This is a genomic window from Sphingobium sp. YR768, assembly GCF_900111125.1.
Classification (GTDB): domain Bacteria; phylum Pseudomonadota; class Alphaproteobacteria; order Sphingomonadales; family Sphingomonadaceae; genus Sphingobium.
This window is the reverse complement of sequence record NZ_FOGE01000013.1, coordinates 124,269-143,065: the sequence shown is the minus strand read 5'-3', so window position 1 is coordinate 143,065 and position 18,797 is coordinate 124,269. Positions and strand designations below refer to the sequence as shown.

The window sequence follows — 18,797 nt, the reverse complement described above, 5'->3', positions numbered from 1 at the left end:
CCACGCTCGCTTCGCGGCACTCGCCAAGAAATGGGCGCCGCGCCCGCGGAAACCCAAATAACCCTACGTCAACGCCGCCTTCCGTCGGCGCTTACATATGAGTAGTCGCTGCACCGCTTGCTGAATCCTCGATCTCTTCCGACACCGGCCACCCCGCTCAAAGAGCGGCAATCAACCCGTCGGACCCTTGATGCGCAAGGCGGCCGTCAGACCTCGCTTACGCCTGATCTTAGGTCAGCAGGACATTAGAGAGGCGGAGACGCATCTCAGGCCGACTGGCACGATCCTGCGAGTAACCTTGGCCGAACATTGTCTGCCCACTGTGGTCGAGCGGGTACGGCATCGGGTGTCGGGGTCCAGCTGTGGCCTATGCGGTCTCGAGAATCTGGACCAGGCGATCCTGCCGCTTCCGCCATTGCCGGGAAGAAGTGATGCATATGCGGCGGCCATTTCCGGGCGCTGGTTTCTCTGGCTCAGGCGCAGCCGATCAACGCCGCGACGGGGCAGTTCATGCCGCTGCGTTATGTGATGCACAAGGTGCCATCCGGAGCCGTTCGCGCATAGCCGTCAGAACAGCTTATCCAGCGTAATGGGAAGATCCCGAATACGTTTGCCAGTCGCATTATAGACAGCATTCGCTACCGCTGCCGCTGTTCCTGTAATGCCAATTTCGCCAATGCCATGCGCGCCCATCGGTGTGTGCGGATCGGCAATGTCGGTCCAGATCACGTCGATATCGGGCACATCCAGATGGACAGGGATATGATATTCCGAGAGGCTTGGATTCATGATCCGGCCGTTGCGCTCGTCGAATTGCGTCTCCTCCATCAGCGCCATGCCCAGCCCCATGATGATGCCACCGCGAAACTGGCTGCGTGCCGTCTTGGGATTGAGAATGCGGCCGCAGTCGAACGATCCCAATATACGGCGGACCCGCGTTTCGGCGGTGATTGTGCTGACCGCCACCTCGCAGAAGATCGCGCTGTGCGAATGCATCGACCAGTGCATTATTTCGAGCGGCGGCGAGGCTTCTTCAGACGCGACGATGCTGTCCATCTGCGCTCGGTTCAGGATAGAGGCATAGCTTTCCCGCCGGGTCGGATCGTCCAGCTTTACAAGAGCGCCGTCTTCGCTTCCAACCTCGGCAGGGGACAGCCCGGCGAGCGGCGAGTCATTGCCTGCCATCTTGAGAAGCTGCGCTACGAGCGCGTTGTGGGCGGCGATTACAGCCCCGCCGATCGCAGCCGTCTGCTGCGAGCCGCCGGCCATGATGGCGCCGGGTATGGTCGAATCCCCGTAGCGGACATTGATCTTGTCCATCGAAAGGCCGAGCCGCTCGGCCGCAACAATGGCTGTCGTGGTGGTTGTGCCCATCCCCATTTCATGCGCGGCGATTTCGACGGTCGCGGTGCCGTTATTCGTCAAGGTGATCCGCGCGGCGGCGCCAGGCATCCGGTAATAGGGATAGGTGCCGGTGGCGCAGCCCATGCCGATCAGCCATTCGCCCTCGCGTCGCGTGCCCGGCGTCGTGATGCGCTCTGCCCAGCCGAACCGCTCAGCGCCTTGCCGCCATGCCTCGACAACGTGGCGTGAAGAAAAGGGCAAGCCCGATATGGGGTCTTTTTCCGGTTCATTGCGAATGCGCAGGTCTACCGGGTCCATGCCGATTTCGGCTGCCAGTTCGTCAATCGCGCATTCCAGGGCGAACGTCCCCACCGCCTCGCCTGGCGCGCGCATAAAGGTGTTGGCCACTATGTCCATCTCGACCGTCTCGACGGATAACTTGAAATTGTCCGCGCCATAGCCGACCTTGGTGCCCAAGATGAAAGGCTCCGGCATATTATTGTGCGGGGTCATCGCGGCTATCCCGCTATGGATGATGCTCGTGAAACGCCCGTCGGCCTCCGCACCGATCGCGACGCGCTGCTCGGTCAGGGTCCGTCCGCCAACGACACGGTACACGCCTTCGCGCGAGAGGGCGATGCGCACCGGCCTGCCCGCCAGCTTAGCGGCGGCGGCGCCGATGATCTGATGCACCCAAAGGCCCTTGCTGCCAAAGCCGCCACCGACATAGGGCGAGAGAATATGAACCTGTTCAGGCTTCAGGTCGAACACGCCTGCCATGGTCAGGCTTTGAGCCGTCACCATCTGGGTTGCGTCATGGATCACAAGCGTGTCGCCGTCCCACCAGATCGTCGCGCCATGCAGCTCGATCGGGTTATGGTTGTGCCGCGGCGTGCGGTAGAGGTGGTCGACCTTATAGGGCGCTGCGGATAAGGAAGCTTCCGCGTCGCCGATTTGGGTCAGCAACGGTTCGCCCATGAAAAGGCCCGGCTTCGGTCCGGCATCCTTCGCCGCTTTCAGCGATGTGATGGACGGTTCGATGCTATAGGTCGCGACAACCAGCGACCGTGCATGGTCCGCCTGCTCCTGCGTTTCTGCCAGCACGATGGCGATCGGCTGCCCGTTCCAGTGGATGCGATCATCCTGCATGACGGGCAGGTCGGCCGGTCCCACCGCGGTCGGCGATGAGCCGAACAGGGCCGGCGCATTCATGCGGGGAGCATTTTCATGGGTCATCACTAGGATGACGCCAGGCGCTGCCCGCGCCGCCGCCGTTTCGAGCGTTGCAATCCGGCCACGCGGGACGGTGGCGTGGACGAGGGCGGCATAAGCGATATCGGCCGCATCCACCTCAGCGGAAAAGCGTGCACGTCCCTGGACTTTGAGTGGACCATCAAGGCGCGAAACGGGCGTGCCGATCAGCCCATGCTTCCGGGCTATCAGGGGATCGGGGATGCCGCCGGGAATCCAGCTGTCGGGCGCGAGCGGGACCAGCTTGCTCATCGCTCTCTGCACCAGAGTCTGCGCGGCGGATTTGGCTGAGTCGATAATGCTCATGATGCGCCTCCAACGAGATCCGCCAATGTGGCGATCAGGGTACGCTTCGCGAGTTCGATCTTGAAGCCATTCTGGCTGAGCGACTGTGCGTCCGCGAGCTCTGCCATAGCGGCCGCGCGGAACAGCGGCTCAGTCGCCTCATTGCCCTGCAGCGCGGCCTCCGCCTTGAAAGCGCGCCATGGTTTGTGCGCCACGCCGCCCAAGGCAATCCGCGCATCGCTTATCCTTCCATCCTCGATTTTCAGCGCGGCGGCGACGGATATGAGCGCGAAGGCATAGCTCGATCGATCGCGAACCTTGCGATAGGTCGATCGGCTTGCAAATGCGAGCGGCGGCAAGGCGATGGCGGTGATAAGTTCGCCCTGGTCCAGCGTGGTGTCGATGTCCGGATGATCGCCCGGCAGGCGATGCAGGTCGATTAAGGGCAGGGTCCGCGGGCCGGCTTTCCCTTCCACATGCACCGTCGCATCCAGCGCAGCCAGAGCCACGCACATGTCGGAGGGGTGCGTGGCGACGCAGGCCGGTGATGCGCCAAGGATCGCGTGGTTGCGGTTGAAACCCTCCAAGGCGTCGCATCCCGATGCCGGCCGCCGCTTATTACAGTACGACCCGTCCGTATCGTAGAAATATGCGCATCGCGTGCGTTGCAGGAGATTACCACCGACTGTTGCCATGTTTCGAATCTGCCCAGAGGCACCAGCAAGAATGGCGCGCGCAAGCACGGGGTAGCGGGTTCGCACTGCCTGATGCTCGGCAAGCGCGGTGTTGCGCGCGGCTGCACCGATCAGCAAGCCGCCATCATCGCTCTGGGTGATTGCGCTCGATAGGCCGGTAATGTCTACCAGCTTCTCTGGGCGCGCCACCGTTTCGCGCATGAGGTCGACCAGATTGGTGCCGCCGCCCAGATAGGCGGCCTCATGGCCTGCCCGGTGGCGCAGCGCGTCTGCACTGTCGACGGCTCGCACATAGCTGAACGGGTTCATACCGCTGTCTCCGGGGTTTCGAGCACGTCGCGGATGGCATCGATGATCCCGTTATGAGCCCCGCAACGGCAGAGATTGCCGCTCATGCGCTCCTGCAATTCCTCGCGGGTCAAAGCCACATCTGCGGTGAGGTCCGCGCTGACATGGCTTGGCACGCCGCGCCTGACTTCGGCTGCCATGCCGATGGCCGAGCAGATTTGACCCGGCGTGCAATAGCCGCACTGAAAACCATCATGGACAATGAAGGCCTCCTGCATCGGGTGAAGTCCATTTTCGCTTGCCAGCCCTTCGACCGTGGTGATTTCCCGGCCTTCATATTGCACAGCCAAGGCAAGACAGGACAATATTCGCTCGCCATCAACAAGCACGGTACAAGCCCCACACGCGCCCTGATCACAACCTTTTTTCGTGCCAGGAAGATGCAGCGACTCTCGCAACAGATCCAGCAGCGACACGCGCGGATCATGGGGAATGGGGGCGGGAGAACCGTTGATGATGAGGGGCATCTGTGCTTCCTTCTTCCGGTAACCTTGCACAAACGGTCACTTGGAGCTTTGGTGCCACACTATAGCGAGATCGGATGGACGCACCTGCCTGGGCGGGAATTACTTCAGCCCGCAGCGTGGTCCGACAGGACGCCGCCATTATAGTCTGTCGAGCCTCGCAACGTTCGCTCTGTTCATTTGTTAAGTGAGCGGAGCGAGTGCGAGCCGGGTAAAAGTCCATGCGGGCATCTGCGCCAGGAGAGAGGCCAAAAATCCTGATGCCACCCAATTGCCCGGAGTTCGCCGATGTCCAAAATGACTGTTTCCGACCTTTTCACCCAAACCCTTCATCTGGCTGGCGTGAAGCGGATTTATGGCGTGGTAGGCGATAGCCTTAACGGGATCACCGAGAGCCTGCGGCGTCAGGGCAATATTGACTGGGTCCATGTTCGCAACGAGGAGGCGGGCGCATTTGCTGCTGGTGCTGAAGCCCAGCTTACTGGCGAACTGGCGGTTTGCGCCGGGTCCTGTGGGCCGGGTAACATGCATCTGATCAATGGGCTTTATGATTGCCATCGGACCCGCGTTCCCGTTCTTGCCATTGCCGCCCAGATTCCAAGCGCCGAGATCGGCTCTAATTATTTCCAGGAGACCAAGCCTGAAGCCCTGTTCAAGGATTGCAGCGTATATTGCGAGACGATCTCGGATGCTGACCAGATGCCGCGAACGCTTGAGACAGCGATACGTGCGGCGGTAGGGCATCGAGGCGTTGCGGTCGTATCGATCCCAGGTGACGTTGCGCTACAGGCGGCCAAAGGGCAGATCGCGCGATCTGTCGATGCGCTGCTGCCAGCTAAGTCCACGGTGAGCGCTCATCCTGACCAGCTTGGAAAACTCGCGACCATGCTCAACGAGGCTGGCCGCATCACGATCCTTGCCGGGCGGGGGTGCAGGGATGCTCATACGCAATTGCTGCAGATCGCCGGTGCGCTCCAGGCGCCCATCGTTCATGCGCTGGGCGGAAAGGAGTGGGTCGAATATGCCAATCCCTATGACGTGGGGATGACCGGCTTGATCGGCTTTTCGTCGGGCTACGAGGCGATGATGGCATGCGATCTCCTGCTGATGCTCGGAACAGACTTTCCCTATCGTCAATTTTATCCGAACAAGGCAAAGGTCGTGCAGATCGACGTGCGGCCGGAAAATTTGGGGCGCAGGACGCCGATCGATCTTGGCGTGCTGGGTGATGTCGGCGCGACGATCGAGGCGATACTTCCCTTGGTGCATGGCAACCGCGATAATGGCTTCCTCGCATCGGCCAGAGAGGATTATGCCAAGGCGCGGGACGGGCTGGACGAGCTGGCCAATGGCAAACCGGGTGGTATCCTTCATCCCCAGCATGTCGCCCGGGTGCTGAGCGAACAAGCAAGCGACGATGCAGTCTTTGCCTGCGACGTTGGCACGCCAACGGTCTGGGCGGCGCGCTACCTCAAGATGAATGGCCGTCGCCGGCTCCTTGGATCTTTCAATCATGGCTCGATGGCAAACGCGCTCCCTCAGGCAATCGGCGCGCAGGTCTCTTATCCGGATCGGCAGATTGTCACCTTGTCTGGCGATGGCGGCCTTGCAATGCTGATGGGCGAACTGTTGACCCTGCGGCAGCTCAACCTGCCGGTAAAGATCATCCTTTTCAACAACGGCACCCTGGGTTTTGTCGAAATGGAAATGAAGGCAGCCGGCCTTATCGAGACGGGGGTCGCGCTCGATAATCCGGATTTTGCCGCCATGGCGCGCAGCATTGGCATTCACGGTGTGCGTGTTTCTGATCCAGGGGAACTGGACAGCGCTATGCACGACGTCCTGTCGCACCCCGGACCTGCCTTGTTAGATGCCGTGACGGCACGAACGGAGCTGTCCCTCCCGCCCAAGGTCACGCTTGAGCAGATGAAGGGCTTTACTCTCTATATGGCCAAAGCAATCATGAGCGGGCGTGGTGACGAGATCATCGAGCTTGGCAAGACAAATGCCGGATTGCTGCGAAAGCTGTTCTAAGTTCGCGTGCCCGATTTAATGAATGCCCTGGGCAACTAACAAATCCGGGGCGGGAGGGATGCCTGTCAAGGTTGGTCGCCTGCTATTTTCCATGCAAGCTCGATCCATTCGAATGCGCACGATGAAGCCTGTCACCGCGCATTCACCGTTATAAACGCAGATTAAGAATCCACGAAAAATGCTAGATAGTCGTACTCGAAGGTGACCAAAGCGCATCTCGCACGTTAGGGCGGAACGGGCTGAATGTCTCGGTCCGTGCTTCGAACACCAGCGTTGGATCATCCGATGAGCAGCTAGGCTGGCATCGTGATGGCGGACTAGCGTGGGTGCGATCGGAGGTGCCCGCGTAGAGAGGACAGTCCGGCATGGCCAAGTCACCCAAGTCCAGCAGCAAGCCCACCGGCGGCGAGACCCATCAGAGTGCGGAAGGTCTGGACACGGCGGTCCTCACTACCAACCACGGTGTTCCCGTATCTGACAATCAAAACTCGTTAAAGAGCGGTTCGCGCGGACCCACGCTGCTCGAGGACTTCGTCCTGCGCGAGAAGATTTTCCACTTCGATCACGAGCGCATTCCCGAGCGGATCGTTCATGCCCGCGGCTCGGGTGCGCACGGAGTGTTCGAGGCGACCGATGATATCTCCGACCTGTCGAAGGCCGCGGTGTTCACGAAGGGCGAGAAGACGGAGGTTTTCGTCCGCTTCTCAACGGTCGCAGGCGGTGCCGGCTCAGTCGACACGCCCCGCGACGTGCGGGGCTTCGCGGTCAAGTTCTACACCCGTGAGGGCAACTGGGATCTGGTCGGCAACAACATTCCGGTCTTCTTCATCCAGGACGCGCTGAAGTTTCCCGACCTGGTTCATGCCGTGAAGATGGAGGCCGACCGTGGTTATCCCCAGGCCGGCAGCGCGCACGACACCTTCTGGGACTGGGCGTCGCTGATGCCGGAAACGACCCATATGCTGATTTGGGCGATGTCCGATCGCACCCTACCGCGTTCGTTCCGGACGATGGAAGGGTTTGGGGTGCATACCTTCAAGCTGGTCAACGCGGCGGGCAAAGCGAGTTTCGTCAAATTCCACTGGAAGCCGCGGCTCGGCATCCAGTCTACGATCTGGGACGAGGCGCTCAAGCTTCAGGCCGCCGACAACGACTATCAGCGCCGCGACCTGTTCGAGGCGATTGATACTGGCGATTTTCCGCAGTGGGATCTCGGCATCCAGGTGTTCGACCAGGTTTTCGCCGATGCCCAACCCTACGACGTGCTCGATGCGACCAAGCTCATTCCAGAGGAAGATGTGCCGGTTCGGTTGATCGGGACGCTGACCCTCAATCGCAACGTCGACAATTTCTTCGCCGAGACGGAGCAGGTGGCGTTTCTGCCATCGAACATCCCGCCGGGTATCGATTTTTCGAACGATCCCTTGCTGCAGGGGCGGCTCTTTTCCTATCTCGATACCCAGAACTCGCGCCTGGGCACGACCAACTTTCATCAGATTCCGATTAACGCTCCGCGCTGCCCGTTCGGCAACTTCCAGCGGGACGGCAAGATGCAGACGATGGTGCCCAAGGGGCGCGCCAACTATGAGCCGAACAGCCTCGCCGCACATGGCGTGGAGGGCGGACCGCGTGAGAGCCCTATGGCCGGGTTTGCGACGGTGGACGCCGCGACGGGGCCGGACGAGAGCGGCGAGAAGCTGCGGGTCCGCTCGGAGACCTTCGCCGATCACTACAGCCAGGCTCGGCTGTTCTACCGTTCTCAGACTGAGAGCGAGCAGGCGCATATCGCATCGTCCTTCGTGTTCGAGCTGTCGAAGGTCGGCCTGCTCGACCAAGTGCCGGGCCGCATGGTCGCCAATCTTCGGAACGTCGACGAGGATCTCGCGAAGCGGGTGGCCGCCGGCCTCGGGATCGAGTTGCCGAAGAAGGCTCCGGCCGGAAAGACGCCGATCGACATGAAGCCGTCGGACGCGCTCTCGATTCACAAAAATATGAAGGCGACGCTCGAGGGCCGTGCGGTGGGCATCCTGATCGCAGACGGGACCGACGCTGCCGAATTCTCGACCGTCATGAAGGCGGTGAAGAAGGCCAAGGGCAAGGCGGTGGTGGTTGCTCCCAAGGTCGGTGGCGCGAAGCTCTCCGACGGAACGATGCAGAAGGCCGATGGTCAACTCGCCGGATCGCCCAGCCAGATCTTCGACGCGGTGGCCATCATCCTGTCGGAGGAAGGTTGTGCCGCTCTGGTCAAGGAGGCAGCTGCGGTCGACTTCGTGATGAACGCTTTCGGGCATCTCAAGGCGATCGGCGCGAGCGACGCAGCACAGCCGTTGCTCGACAAGGCGGGGGTAGAGCGCGATGGGGGTGTGACTGGCCTGGAAGGCGCGTTCGTGAAGGCCGCCGCGCAGCGCTTCTACGCACGCGAACCTTCGCTGAGGATGCTGGCATGAGTGCGAGCGGGATGTTCGATCCGTTCAGCGCCTGGTCGCGCATGGTGTCAGCCGGGCTCGACATGCAATCTACCTGGCTGCGCAGTGCGGAGACCATGAGGGCGTCGGGCGACGTCATCACGGCGCGTACGGAGATGATGCGGACGGCGACCGCCGCACCCCTCACTGGCAACTACGTCGAGCTATCGCGGATGGTGCCGGAAAAGGTGGCGGCGTTCAGTCGCAGCGCGGAGGTGATCGCCCGCGACACCATCGCGATGCAAACGGCCTGGGTCGCACAGATGCAGCGGGTGGGAATGATGATGCTTGCCGGGAGAATGCCAAGCGCTGCTGAGGTGACTACGCTTGCCAGCCAGAGCGCCAACTATGCAGTTGGCGTGATGACTGCGGGGGCGAAGATGGGGAAGGGCGCTCTGGGACCGGTCCATCGCACCGCGACCGGCAATGCGCGGCGGTTGAAGGGAGAGCGGGCACGATGAGCCTCTCGATCCATGCCAGTCTCGACTATTGGTTCGAGCAGCCGACCGACGTGCTCCTCCAGATCGAGGCCGCCGCGATTCCCGAACAGGTGATCGACGCTGCGCATATCGACATCACGCCCACCGAGCATTTCGCGCGCGTCGCCTCGCACGACAGGATCGGTGAAAGGATATGGATGCGCGTGCAGGGCCAGTTGCTGGTCGACTATCGCGCCACCGTCCGCATCGAGCGGGTGCTGGACAACTGCCTCAACCTCCCGCTCGTCGCGCCGCATCAGCTGCCTGGTGAGACCGTTCAGTATCTCTGGTCTTCACGCTACTGCCCCTCAGATCAGTTCGAGACCTTCGTTGCAACGGAGTTCGGCGGCGTCGAGGACGGAGCGAAGATCGTCGCGATGCGTGATTGGATCGCTGGTCACCTTGCCTATGTTCCAGGTGTCAGCACGTCCGAGACGACGGCGCTCGACACCTTCGTAAAGCGCCAGGGCATATGCCGGGACTACGCCCATGTCATGATTACCTTCGCCCGTGCCGCCGGCATCCCGGCTCGTATCGCAAGTGTATATGCGCTTGGCGTAGAGCCGCCCGACTTCCATGCGGTCGCCGAGGTCTTTCTGGGCGGGGAATGGCATCTGGTCGATGCGACGGGCATGGCCAAGGAGCGCGACATGGCGAAGATCGGGATCGGTCGCGACGCCGCGGATGTAGCGTTCCTGACGGCCTTCGGGACCGCTGTCATGAACAGCCAGAGCGTCGAGGTTGCCGCCGTATGACGACACCCTTCTCGATCGCGTTTGTCGGCGCCGGCCCGACCACCATTTACACCTTCTGCGCATTCCTGCGGGAGATCAGCGGCACGGCCCAGGTCACGATCTACGAGGAGCAGCCTCGCGCTGGCCTTGGCACGCCCTACCGGCCGGGATGGAACGACCCTGCGATGCTCTCGAACATCGCATCCATCGAGATCCCGCCGATCAGCGAGACATTGATCGACTGGCTAGAGCGGCAGCCTCGCGCGCGGCTGGTGCGGCTTGGGATCGATCCGGATCAGATCGACGACCATGCCTTCTATCCGCGCGTCGCTCTAGGCGAGTATTTCCTCGATCAGTTCAACGGCCTGATCGACGAGGCCCGGAAGCGAGGGATTAGCGTCGAGATTGCCACGAGTTGCAGGGTGACCGACATCCTCGCCGAGGATGACGGCCTGCATCTGTCGGTCGAGCCGCGTCATGGCGAGGCGTGCGAACGAATTTACGACCGCGTCGTGCTCGCGACCGGCCATCAGTGGCCGGAGGAACCCGAGGTGCGGCCCGGCTACTTCCTGAGCCCGTGGCCGGCGACGGCGCTGCAGCGCATCCCGCCGGTATCGATCGGGATCCGTGGAAGCTCGCTAACGGCGATCGACGCTGCGGTGGCGCTAGCCGTCGCGCACGGCACGATGATCGAGACCGAGGGTGAGGCGATCGATTACCGCATCCATCCAGGCGCCGAGAAGCTGTGTATCACCATGATGTCGCGTAAGGGCCTGCTCCCCGAGGCCGATTTCTACTATCCGATCCCGTTCGAGCCGCTGTCCACCTGCACGCCCGAGGCAATCGAACGGCTGATCGCGGAGGACTGCGCCCATCTGCTCGACCGATCCTACGATCTGTTCCGGGCGGAATTGGCCGCCGCCGATCCGGGCTATGCGGATAAGGTCGGGCTCTCCGAGCTATCGCTTGAAGACTTCGCCGACCGCTATTTCGCCGACCGCGTTGCCGCCGATCCATTCGAGTGGGCGGTTGCCAATGTCGCCGAGGCGCGGGAAAACTTCGAGCGGAAATATACCGTGCCCTGGCGCTATGCGATCCTGCGCATGCACGAGGTGCTGGGACTGATCGTGCCCCATCTTGAGGAGGAGGCGCTCAAGCGCTTCAACCGCTATCTGAAGCCCGTGTTCGTCGATGAGTATGCGACCGTTCCGCATCTCTCGATAGAACGGCTGTTGGCGTTGCACCGCGCCGGACATCTCTCGGTCATCGCGCTGGGCGAGGATCACAGGATCTATACAGGTGGGTCGGAGCGGGGCGCAGTCGTCACCGTCGGGGGCGAGCGTCGGCATTTTCCGGCCTTCATCGACGCGACCGGGCAGCGGCCGCTGGAAGCCGAGAAGTTCCCGTTTCCGACATTGCTCGAGCAGGATGTCATCCGTGACGCAGCAGAGGACGATGCGCCGGGCATAAAGGGCATCGTGGTAGACGAGGATTTCCATCCGGTGAGCGATCACCCGGCGCGCGATCGGCTTTTCTGTCTCAGCATCCCGTTCATCCTCGAACGCCATCCCTTCGTTCAGGGCATCACCAGTTCGCATGAGTTGGGTGGGACGGTCGGAGCGGCTCTGGCGCAGGCGGCTGATGCGATGAGAGACCGACAGGGCAAAGCGTTCGGGGATGAGGAGAGGGCCTCGTGAAACTCTGGGCGATCTACATCGGCGGCGAACATCCCTCGGCGAACATCGAGATTCACGACGTTCGGTTCGTGGTCGCGAAGACGATCAAAGCGACCCATGACCAACTCCGGGCCGAGTGGTGGGGCACACCGGGGACGCTTCACGTCGATTGCTACGCCGAGATCAGCCATGCCGATGGCTGGACCGTCGACCTGCGGCCAGAACCGTCAGGTGCTCGCGAGAAGCTGTGGTTCGTTAATCTTGGCGGCTATGATGGCAAGGACTTCGCTGAGCAGCATCGGAATATGTTTGTGGTGGCCACCTCCATGAAGGAGGCGAAGGTTCGCGGGCTCGCGACCATTTCAGACTGGAAGGATGCGCACCGCGACGACATCTACGAAGCCGAGAAGGCGTTCGCGCTCGACGGGCTCATCGGTGACGGGCTGCATATTCATCTGACGCCCCACGCTGCTTTAGGTCAGCCGCCCTTCATCTGCCGTTACATCCCGCTGAAATAGATGTGCGCTAAACGAAAACGCCGCCCGGTGAGGGGCGGCGCTTTGCTTGAGACTGGGCGGGAGGTTACTCCGCGTCGCTTCCGACCGGCGTGGTCTTCGGCGCCTTGCCGTCTTCGACCCGCCCTTCATTCCGCAGATCGCGGCCCTCCTGCGCCTTCTTCTGCGCTTCGGGTGTCTTGCCGTGCTCGTTCAACTCTTCCTTGACGTAGCCGGCGGCTTCCTTGGCCTTTCCTTCGATGCTCATGTCACTCTCCTTGTGCATTTTTGGTCTGTTGAACTAAACTTCTCGCGAATGTTCTCGTTCCACAGCACCGTCTGTTTGCGGTGGGTGGAGGTAGATAGGATGAGCCGTTATTAGCCACTGATGGTGCAGGTCCTGATGGAGGCTGTCGTTCCAAGCCCGACCGGCGAACGACGCATTCCGGTATCGGACTACCAGAACCATGCAATCGGCATGTACATGGGTGGCAATAACGGCTCGGAGAGACGCCTAACATGCGTTTGAAAATCGTCGAAAATTGCCTGGGCCCTCACTGCCCTTTTGAAAACATCTATGTTCCGCTTCGCGAAGCCATTTTCGGAGTGATTGGAAGCAGACGGCTCAGCTTCACTGTGTCTCATCCACAAAGATTGTCAGCGCTTGTACCAATGCCAGGTGCGTCAGACCCTGCGGCATATTGCCAAGATAGCGACCTGAAACAGGATCGGCCATTTCTGGATAAACGCCTAAGCCCAAGTCCAGCGCATCGATGAGGCTGTCGAACATCTGTTCGGCTTTCGCCTTTTCGCCCAGAAGCGCCCAGGCCTCAACCATCCAGAAGGTGCAGGCCAGGAAGCATCCTTCTTCCTGTTCCATCCCGCTGTAGCGATAATGATAGGGACCGCTTCCAAGCTCACGGTCAATTGCCTCCATCGTGCGGCGCAGACGATCCGTCCCGTCGAACCGGAAGCGGACCGCCAACGCGATCGAGGCATCCAACCGATCCGTTCCTGGGTAGAAAGTGTAGGCGCCCAGCGCTTCGGACCAGCAATGTTCAGCGATCCAGCCTTCCACCCGGTCACGTTCGCGTGCCCAACGGTCCCGGCAGGTGGTCGGCAGATGGCCATCGTCGGCTAGTTCAACCGCCCGCGCCAGCGCCTGCCAGCAGCTGATCTTCGACATGGTATAATGTTCTTTGTCCGGCAATTCCCACATGCCACTGTCCTTCTGTCGCCAAAGGTCGGCGCATTCGTCGGCCAGATGGGACAATATCTCGGCGCTGCGGGAATCGAGAATATTGCCGCTTTCAACGAAGCGGGACGCCGTCTCGAATATGTCGCCATAAACGCCGTGCTGGTGCTGAGCTGTTGCGATATTGCCGACGCGTACAGGGGAGGAAGCGCCATAGCCCGGCACGGCGACAGATCGTGCGTCCGGAACCGCGCCGCCCCAGATCGAATAGCAGACACGCGGGCCATGTTCTTCAAGTTGCTTGAGCAGCCAGCTGAGCGCCGCCTTTGCCTCGGCCTGCGCCCCAATGCGCAAGAACGCCTTGATGGTATAGCCTGCATCGCGAACCCAAGCGTAGCGATAGTCGTAATTCTTGTCGCCGCCGATACGTTCAGGCAGCGACGTGGTGGCCGCTGCAGCGATCGCGCCGCTTGGCGAGAAAAGCAGTAGCTTGAGCGCAAGCGCGCTGCGGATAAGAAGCGGGCGACTTGGCTCTTCGTGAACGATCTTGCTCGCCCACACGCGCCATTCCTCATCCGATGTGTCGATCCTTGCGCTGATTTCCGCAATAGTAGGGACCACCAGCGGCTCATCCTCACCCGCCACAATCGCAATGATTTCCTGCTCGCCGGCCGCAATGCTGACCGACGCACATAGCCCTGCGTCTTCTTTCATGGTGATCGTCACACCCTGGCTGCGCAGGCACAATCCAAGCACCCGCCCGACATGGAAGACATCATTACCACCTATTACCTGCATATAGGGTGAGACGGTGTCGGCTCGCCGCCCGAGGCGAAGCTGCATCCTGAAATGCACCCGACCTTCCAGGCCTTCAATGCGGCGCGCCAGTTCGCACCAGGGCAGTCGGCCGGCCGATCCGCTGTTCATCGACTCAACAATCCGCGCCTTGCCGCTGGCTGTTGCGAATGTCGTTTCGAGCACATTGCTTTCCGGCCTGTAGCGCCGTTCGACACGATAGGCCTCGGTTGGTTCGATGCTGAAATACCCGCCATCGGCCGGGTCAAGCAGGCGGTCGAACAAGGGCGGCGAATCCAGATTGGGTACGCACCACCAGTCGATCGAACCGTCGGCGCCGCTTAGCGCAACCGACCGTCCGTCACCCAGCGCGCCATAGTCTTCAAGAGCCAAATAGCCCTCTTCGTTGCGACGTGCCTGGAGACGATCATGAGGTAGCGTGACGATGGCAATATCCTGGGGTTCGACTTGACGGGATGCAGGCACAACTCATGAGACAGGCGCCCGATCCGCCATTTTTCCATGGAGACGATCCCGTCGACAGGCGTTGCGTAGGTTCATCTGTCCATCAGGAGAAAGATATGAGCGTCGCATCCGCCTTCGGTTTCGGATCGGACAAAAAGGTCCGTTACGCCTTTGTCGGGCTGGGCGACATCACGCAGGAGGCGATGTTGCCCGGCGTTCCCCATACCGGCAATTCGACGATCGCGGCCTTTGTTTCCAGCGACCCGGAGAAGCTCCGCGCCTTGTGCGACAAATATGATGTCGATGGCGGTTATAGCTATGATCAATTCGACGCCCTGCTGGCATCGGGCACGATCGACGCTATCTATGTCGCGACGCCTAACTGGCGTCACGCCGAGTTCGTAATCCCTGCGCTGGAAGCGGGCATCCATGTACTGGTAGAAAAGCCGCTCGAAATATCCCTGGAAAAATCACTTGAGATTCTCGCTGCGGAAAAGGCTTCAGCCGCAAAGCTGATGGTTGCGTATCGGCTGCATTTCGAACCGGCGACTCTCGACACAATCGCGCGTATCCAGAAGGGCGAGCTTGGACAGACGATCGCCTTCACCTCCACATTCGCGCAGATGCTCGATCCCAAAAATCATCGTGCCAAGAATGGCGTGCTGGCCGGCCCATTGTTTGACATGGGGCCTTATCCGATCAATGCGGCGCGATATTGCTTTGACAGTGAACCTACCGAAGTCGTTTCCGCTGTCGCCACGCGCCATCCTGAAGCAGGCTTCGGCGATCTGGACGATACCGTCGCTGTCACGCTGCGTTTCCCCGGCGAACGGCTGGCGCAATTCACCGTTTCCTACTTTGCCAACACAATCGACAGCTTTTTCGTCGTGGGCACCAAGGGCAGCATCCAGATGAACCCCGCTTTTATGTTCGGCATGGGTCTGGAGCAGCATGTCGTTATCGGCGATGAGCGTCGGCATGTGCCGCACAAGGCGACGGACCAGTTTGGCGGCGAACTGCGCTATTTCTCCGACTGCATTCTCAACGATCGCGCGCCCGAACCAGACGGCGAAGAAGGCTTTGCCGATGTGCGGGTGATCGCCGGCATTCTCAAAAGCCTGGAAACCGGTCAGCCTCAGAAGCTCGAACCCTTCAGGCGCCATCGTCAGATCGACCCCGATACGCAGAAAGAAACGCTCGGCCTCAAAAAGCCGCCCGAACTGGTCGGTGCCTCCAATCCCGCACGCGGGAAGGAGTGATCGAACGATCGACAGCCCAATCAGGCCTCGTGGCCTACCTATCGCACAATTGAACAAGGAGCCCCCGATGGCCGATCGCCTCACCCTGCAGGACCCCCGCACCCAATATCCCGTGCCGCCCTTCCCCAAGCAGCCACAACCCGTTCCTGGCATTGCCGCACAGATGAATCCCAAGCCCGATCACGGCGAGGAAAGCTATGTCGGATCGGGCAAGCTGACGGGCCGTAAGGCACTTGTGACCGGCGCGGATTCCGGCATCGGTCGCGCGGCCGCCATCGCCTATGCCCGTGAAGGTGCCGATGTCGCCCTGTCTTATCTTCCGGCCGAGGAAGAAGACGCCAAAGCCGTGGTTGCGCTGATCGAAGCGGAAGGGAGAAAGGCAATCGCGCTGCCGGGCGACATCACGGATGAAAATTGGTGCCGCGACCTCGTCGCCCAGACCGTCGAACAACTAGGTGGCCTCGATATTCTGGTTATCAGTGCCGGCCGGCAACAATATCGCGACGCGATCGACGAGGTCAGCTCGGATGATTTCGACCGCACGATGAAGACCAATCTCTACGCCATGCACTGGATTGCGCAGGCAGCGGTGCCGCATTTGCCCGCTGGCGCTTCAGTCATCACCACAGCCTCGGTGCAGGCGTACGAACCTTCCGCCATTCTTCTTGATTACGCTACGACGAAGGCAGGAATTGTTGCTTACACCAAGGCTCTGGCCAAACAGCTGATCGAAAAGGGCATTCGCGCCAATGTCGTTGCGCCTGGTCCGTTCTGGACAGTGTTGCAGTCTAGCGGTGGCCAACCGCAGGAAAAGGTGATGGAGTTCGGCAAGCAGAGCGAGTTTGGACGCCCTGGACAACCGGTGGAGATTGCCCCTGTCTATGTACTGCTGGCGAGCCAGGAGGGCAGCTACATCACCGGCGAAGTTTTTGGTGTGACCGGCGGCGCCGGCATAGCCTGAGCACGCACTTCCTGCGCCTGTCGTCTGGAGACTAGATATATTATGAAAACGGCAATTGTAACGGGCGGGGCGCAGGGCATTGGTAAGGGCATCACCCAGGCTCTGCTGACGCAAGGCTGGCGCGTGGCGGTGCTTGATCGCGACGCCGAGGCGGTTCGTGGCTTGAGCAGCGAACTACCATCGGGAAACCTTATCGTCATTCGTGCCGATGTCGCCAGCGAGCGCGACATCGAAAAGGCGTTCGAGAAGATCATCGAATGGAATAGGGAAGGGGACGCGGCCCACGGCATTGATCTGCTCGTATCCAATGCGGGCCTTGCTGATCCGCTCAACGGCCCGATCGAGCAGCTTGAGCTCAAAAAATGGCAGGCATGGCAGGACAGCCACGTAACGGGCGCCTTTTTGATGGTTCGTGCCGCCGTTCCCCTGCTGCGGCAAAGCAAGGGGTCGATCGTGATCATGGCGTCGACCCGCGCAATCCAATCGGAGCCCGATACAGAAGCCTATGCGGCGGCCAAGGGGGCTTTATGCGCTCTCACCCATGCTCTAGCAATCAGCCTTGGTCCCGACATCCGGGTCAACGCCATCCTGCCTGGCTGGATCGAGACGCGGCCTTGGGCGAAAGCGCAAACGCGTGAAGCCGTAGAGCATCGTGCGATCGATCGGGAGCAGCACCCGGTTGGTCGCGTTGGGGAACCCGCCGACATCGCCGCAACTGTCCTGTTTCTGGCATCCGATGGCGCCGGCTTCATCACCGGTCAGCAAATTGCCGTTGATGGCGGCATGACGCGCAAGATGATCTACGCGCACTGAGGTGGGACTTTGCAACCCTGCCATTGCCAGCAGAGCGCTTGGACATTGGGTTTGAGACCGCCTATGGCCCCTCCATGTTCCCACCCCATCCAACCGATCCCGGCGATGACGAAAGCAAAGAGCCGGATTTCGTGGTCATCGATGTCGAAACGGCATGCGCCCGCGTCAGTAGCATCTGCCAGATCGGTATCGTCGGGTTCCGCAATGGCGCAGTCACCTTTGAGTATGAGTCGCTGGTCGACCCGCGGGATCATTTCAGCAGCTTCAACACGCGCATTCACGGGATTGCCGCCAGGCATGTCGTGGGCCAACCCTGCTTTGCCGATGTCCATGCCGTCGTGCACAGTCATTTGAGTGGTCGCACGACCGTTGCCCATTCCTATTTCGATAAAGGGGCCCTCGCCGCAGCCTGCCTGGTCCATGACCGCGCGATGGTCGAGACGACATGGCTCGATAGTGTGCGCGTTGCCAAGCGCGTATGGCCCGAGCTTCCCAGTCACCGGCTCAACATCGTGGCGAAGCATCTGGGTATCCCGCTCAAACATCATGATGCACTAAGCGATGCCCGCGCGGCAGGGATGATCATCGTAAAGGCGATCGACCATACAGGCTCGCAATTGACCGACTGGCTGGCGCCACCGCCCAGAAAACGTCCGCCGCCTTTGCCAAGGCCAGCGACCGGAGGGATGCTCAAGGGCCAGCGCATTGCCATCCTTGGCGAGCCGCGTGACGGTCCATTGGCGCAGCGCATTGCGGCCAATGGTGGGAAGATCATGGCGTCAGTCGGCGCGACCACGACGATGCTGGTCGTCGCGGCAGATGAGCCGTTCGGCTATGTCCGTTACGATGCGCAGTTCAAAAGGGCTGAGGCATATCGAGCGTCAGGTTCCGATATCCAGATCGTGTCGGCAGCCTCTCTGCTCAAAGCACTGCCCTTGTAAGAGTTTCACCGGTTAGCCCACGCGTCTGCATTGACGCAGACCATTGACCAAGGACGCTCGCATCGGATGCATGGGTGGGATCCTGGCAGAAGAACGGGC

15 protein-coding genes are annotated in these 18,797 nt (G+C 60.9%); 10 read left to right on the top strand and 5 right to left on the bottom strand.

The window, feature by feature from the left end:
- Positions 1–567: 567 nt before the first annotated feature.
- Genes BMX92_RS15600 through BMX92_RS15590 form a run of 3 tightly spaced genes read right to left on the bottom strand, consistent with a single transcriptional unit; the run spans position 568 to position 4,390 of the window.
- Complete coding sequence (locus tag BMX92_RS15600) at positions 568–2,901, bottom strand: xanthine dehydrogenase family protein molybdopterin-binding subunit (RefSeq protein WP_093018116.1); 2,334 nt, start codon at positions 2,899–2,901, stop codon at positions 568–570.
- Positions 2,898–3,884, bottom strand: a complete 987-nt coding sequence (locus BMX92_RS15595) for an FAD binding domain-containing protein (protein WP_093018114.1) — start codon at positions 3,882–3,884, stop codon at positions 2,898–2,900. The genes BMX92_RS15600 and BMX92_RS15595 overlap by 4 nt, the downstream gene beginning before the upstream one ends.
- Positions 3,881–4,390 carry a 2Fe-2S iron-sulfur cluster-binding protein gene (locus tag BMX92_RS15590; protein ID WP_093018112.1) on the bottom strand — a complete coding sequence of 170 codons (510 nt, stop codon included), beginning with the start codon at positions 4,388–4,390 and terminating at the stop codon, positions 3,881–3,883. The genes BMX92_RS15595 and BMX92_RS15590 overlap by 4 nt, the downstream gene beginning before the upstream one ends.
- Positions 4,391–4,675: 285 nt before the next feature.
- Here BMX92_RS15590 and poxB point away from each other — a divergent pair, with 285 nt between their 5' ends.
- The 6 genes from poxB (at position 4,676) to BMX92_RS15560 (ending at position 12,293) form a co-directional block, all read left to right on the top strand.
- A complete protein-coding gene (gene poxB, locus BMX92_RS15585) occupies positions 4,676–6,421 on the top strand; it encodes a ubiquinone-dependent pyruvate dehydrogenase (protein WP_093018110.1) in 1,746 nt (581 codons plus the stop codon).
- Positions 6,422–6,786: 365 nt separating this feature from the next.
- Positions 6,787–8,868, top strand: coding sequence for a catalase (locus tag BMX92_RS15580; RefSeq protein ID WP_093018108.1), 2,082 nt, complete (start codon positions 6,787–6,789; stop codon positions 8,866–8,868).
- Positions 8,865–9,347 (top strand): hypothetical protein, encoded by a 483-nt coding sequence (locus BMX92_RS15575; RefSeq protein WP_093018106.1) that lies wholly within the window; start codon positions 8,865–8,867, stop codon positions 9,345–9,347. The genes BMX92_RS15580 and BMX92_RS15575 overlap by 4 nt, the downstream gene beginning before the upstream one ends.
- The gene (locus tag BMX92_RS15570; protein WP_093018104.1) at positions 9,344–10,120 is read left to right on the top strand and encodes a transglutaminase-like domain-containing protein; all 777 of its coding nucleotides are present in this window, start codon (positions 9,344–9,346) and stop codon (positions 10,118–10,120) included. Before BMX92_RS15575 ends, BMX92_RS15570 begins: the two co-directional genes overlap by 4 nt.
- Entirely contained in the window at positions 10,117–11,796 is a 1,680-nt protein-coding gene (locus BMX92_RS15565) for an FAD/NAD(P)-binding protein (protein WP_093018102.1), read from the top strand. Before BMX92_RS15570 ends, BMX92_RS15565 begins: the two co-directional genes overlap by 4 nt.
- Positions 11,793–12,293, top strand: a complete 501-nt coding sequence (locus BMX92_RS15560; RefSeq protein WP_093018100.1) for a DUF1543 domain-containing protein — start codon at positions 11,793–11,795, stop codon at positions 12,291–12,293. Before BMX92_RS15565 ends, BMX92_RS15560 begins: the two co-directional genes overlap by 4 nt.
- A gap of 64 nt (positions 12,294–12,357) precedes the next feature.
- Here the strand turns inward: BMX92_RS15560 and BMX92_RS15555 are convergent, their stop codons facing one another.
- Positions 12,358–12,537 (bottom strand): hypothetical protein, encoded by a 180-nt coding sequence (locus tag BMX92_RS15555; protein WP_093018154.1) that lies wholly within the window; start codon positions 12,535–12,537, stop codon positions 12,358–12,360.
- 363 nt (positions 12,538–12,900) lie between these two features.
- Positions 12,901–14,652: a glycoside hydrolase family 15 protein gene (locus BMX92_RS15550; RefSeq protein ID WP_093018152.1), complete on the bottom strand. Its 1,752-nt coding sequence runs from the start codon at positions 14,650–14,652 to the stop codon at positions 12,901–12,903.
- A gap of 188 nt (positions 14,653–14,840) precedes the next feature.
- Here BMX92_RS15550 and BMX92_RS15545 point away from each other — a divergent pair, with 188 nt between their 5' ends.
- The 4 genes from BMX92_RS15545 to BMX92_RS15530 all read left to right on the top strand — a co-directional run bounded on the left by BMX92_RS15545 (position 14,841) and on the right by BMX92_RS15530 (position 18,698).
- Entirely contained in the window at positions 14,841–15,983 is a 1,143-nt protein-coding gene (locus BMX92_RS15545; RefSeq protein ID WP_093018098.1) for a Gfo/Idh/MocA family protein, read from the top strand.
- 67 nt (positions 15,984–16,050) lie between these two features.
- Positions 16,051–16,944 carry an SDR family oxidoreductase gene (locus BMX92_RS15540; RefSeq protein ID WP_093018096.1) on the top strand — a complete coding sequence of 298 codons (894 nt, stop codon included), beginning with the start codon at positions 16,051–16,053 and terminating at the stop codon, positions 16,942–16,944.
- A 42-nt stretch (positions 16,945–16,986) separates the two neighbouring features.
- A complete protein-coding gene (locus BMX92_RS15535) occupies positions 16,987–17,757 on the top strand; it encodes an SDR family NAD(P)-dependent oxidoreductase (RefSeq protein ID WP_093018094.1) in 771 nt (256 codons plus the stop codon).
- A 74-nt stretch (positions 17,758–17,831) separates the two neighbouring features.
- On the top strand, positions 17,832–18,698 hold the full coding sequence (locus tag BMX92_RS15530; protein ID WP_093018150.1) for an exonuclease domain-containing protein: 867 nt from the start codon (positions 17,832–17,834) through the stop codon (positions 18,696–18,698).
- Positions 18,699–18,797: the final 99 nt, after the last annotated feature.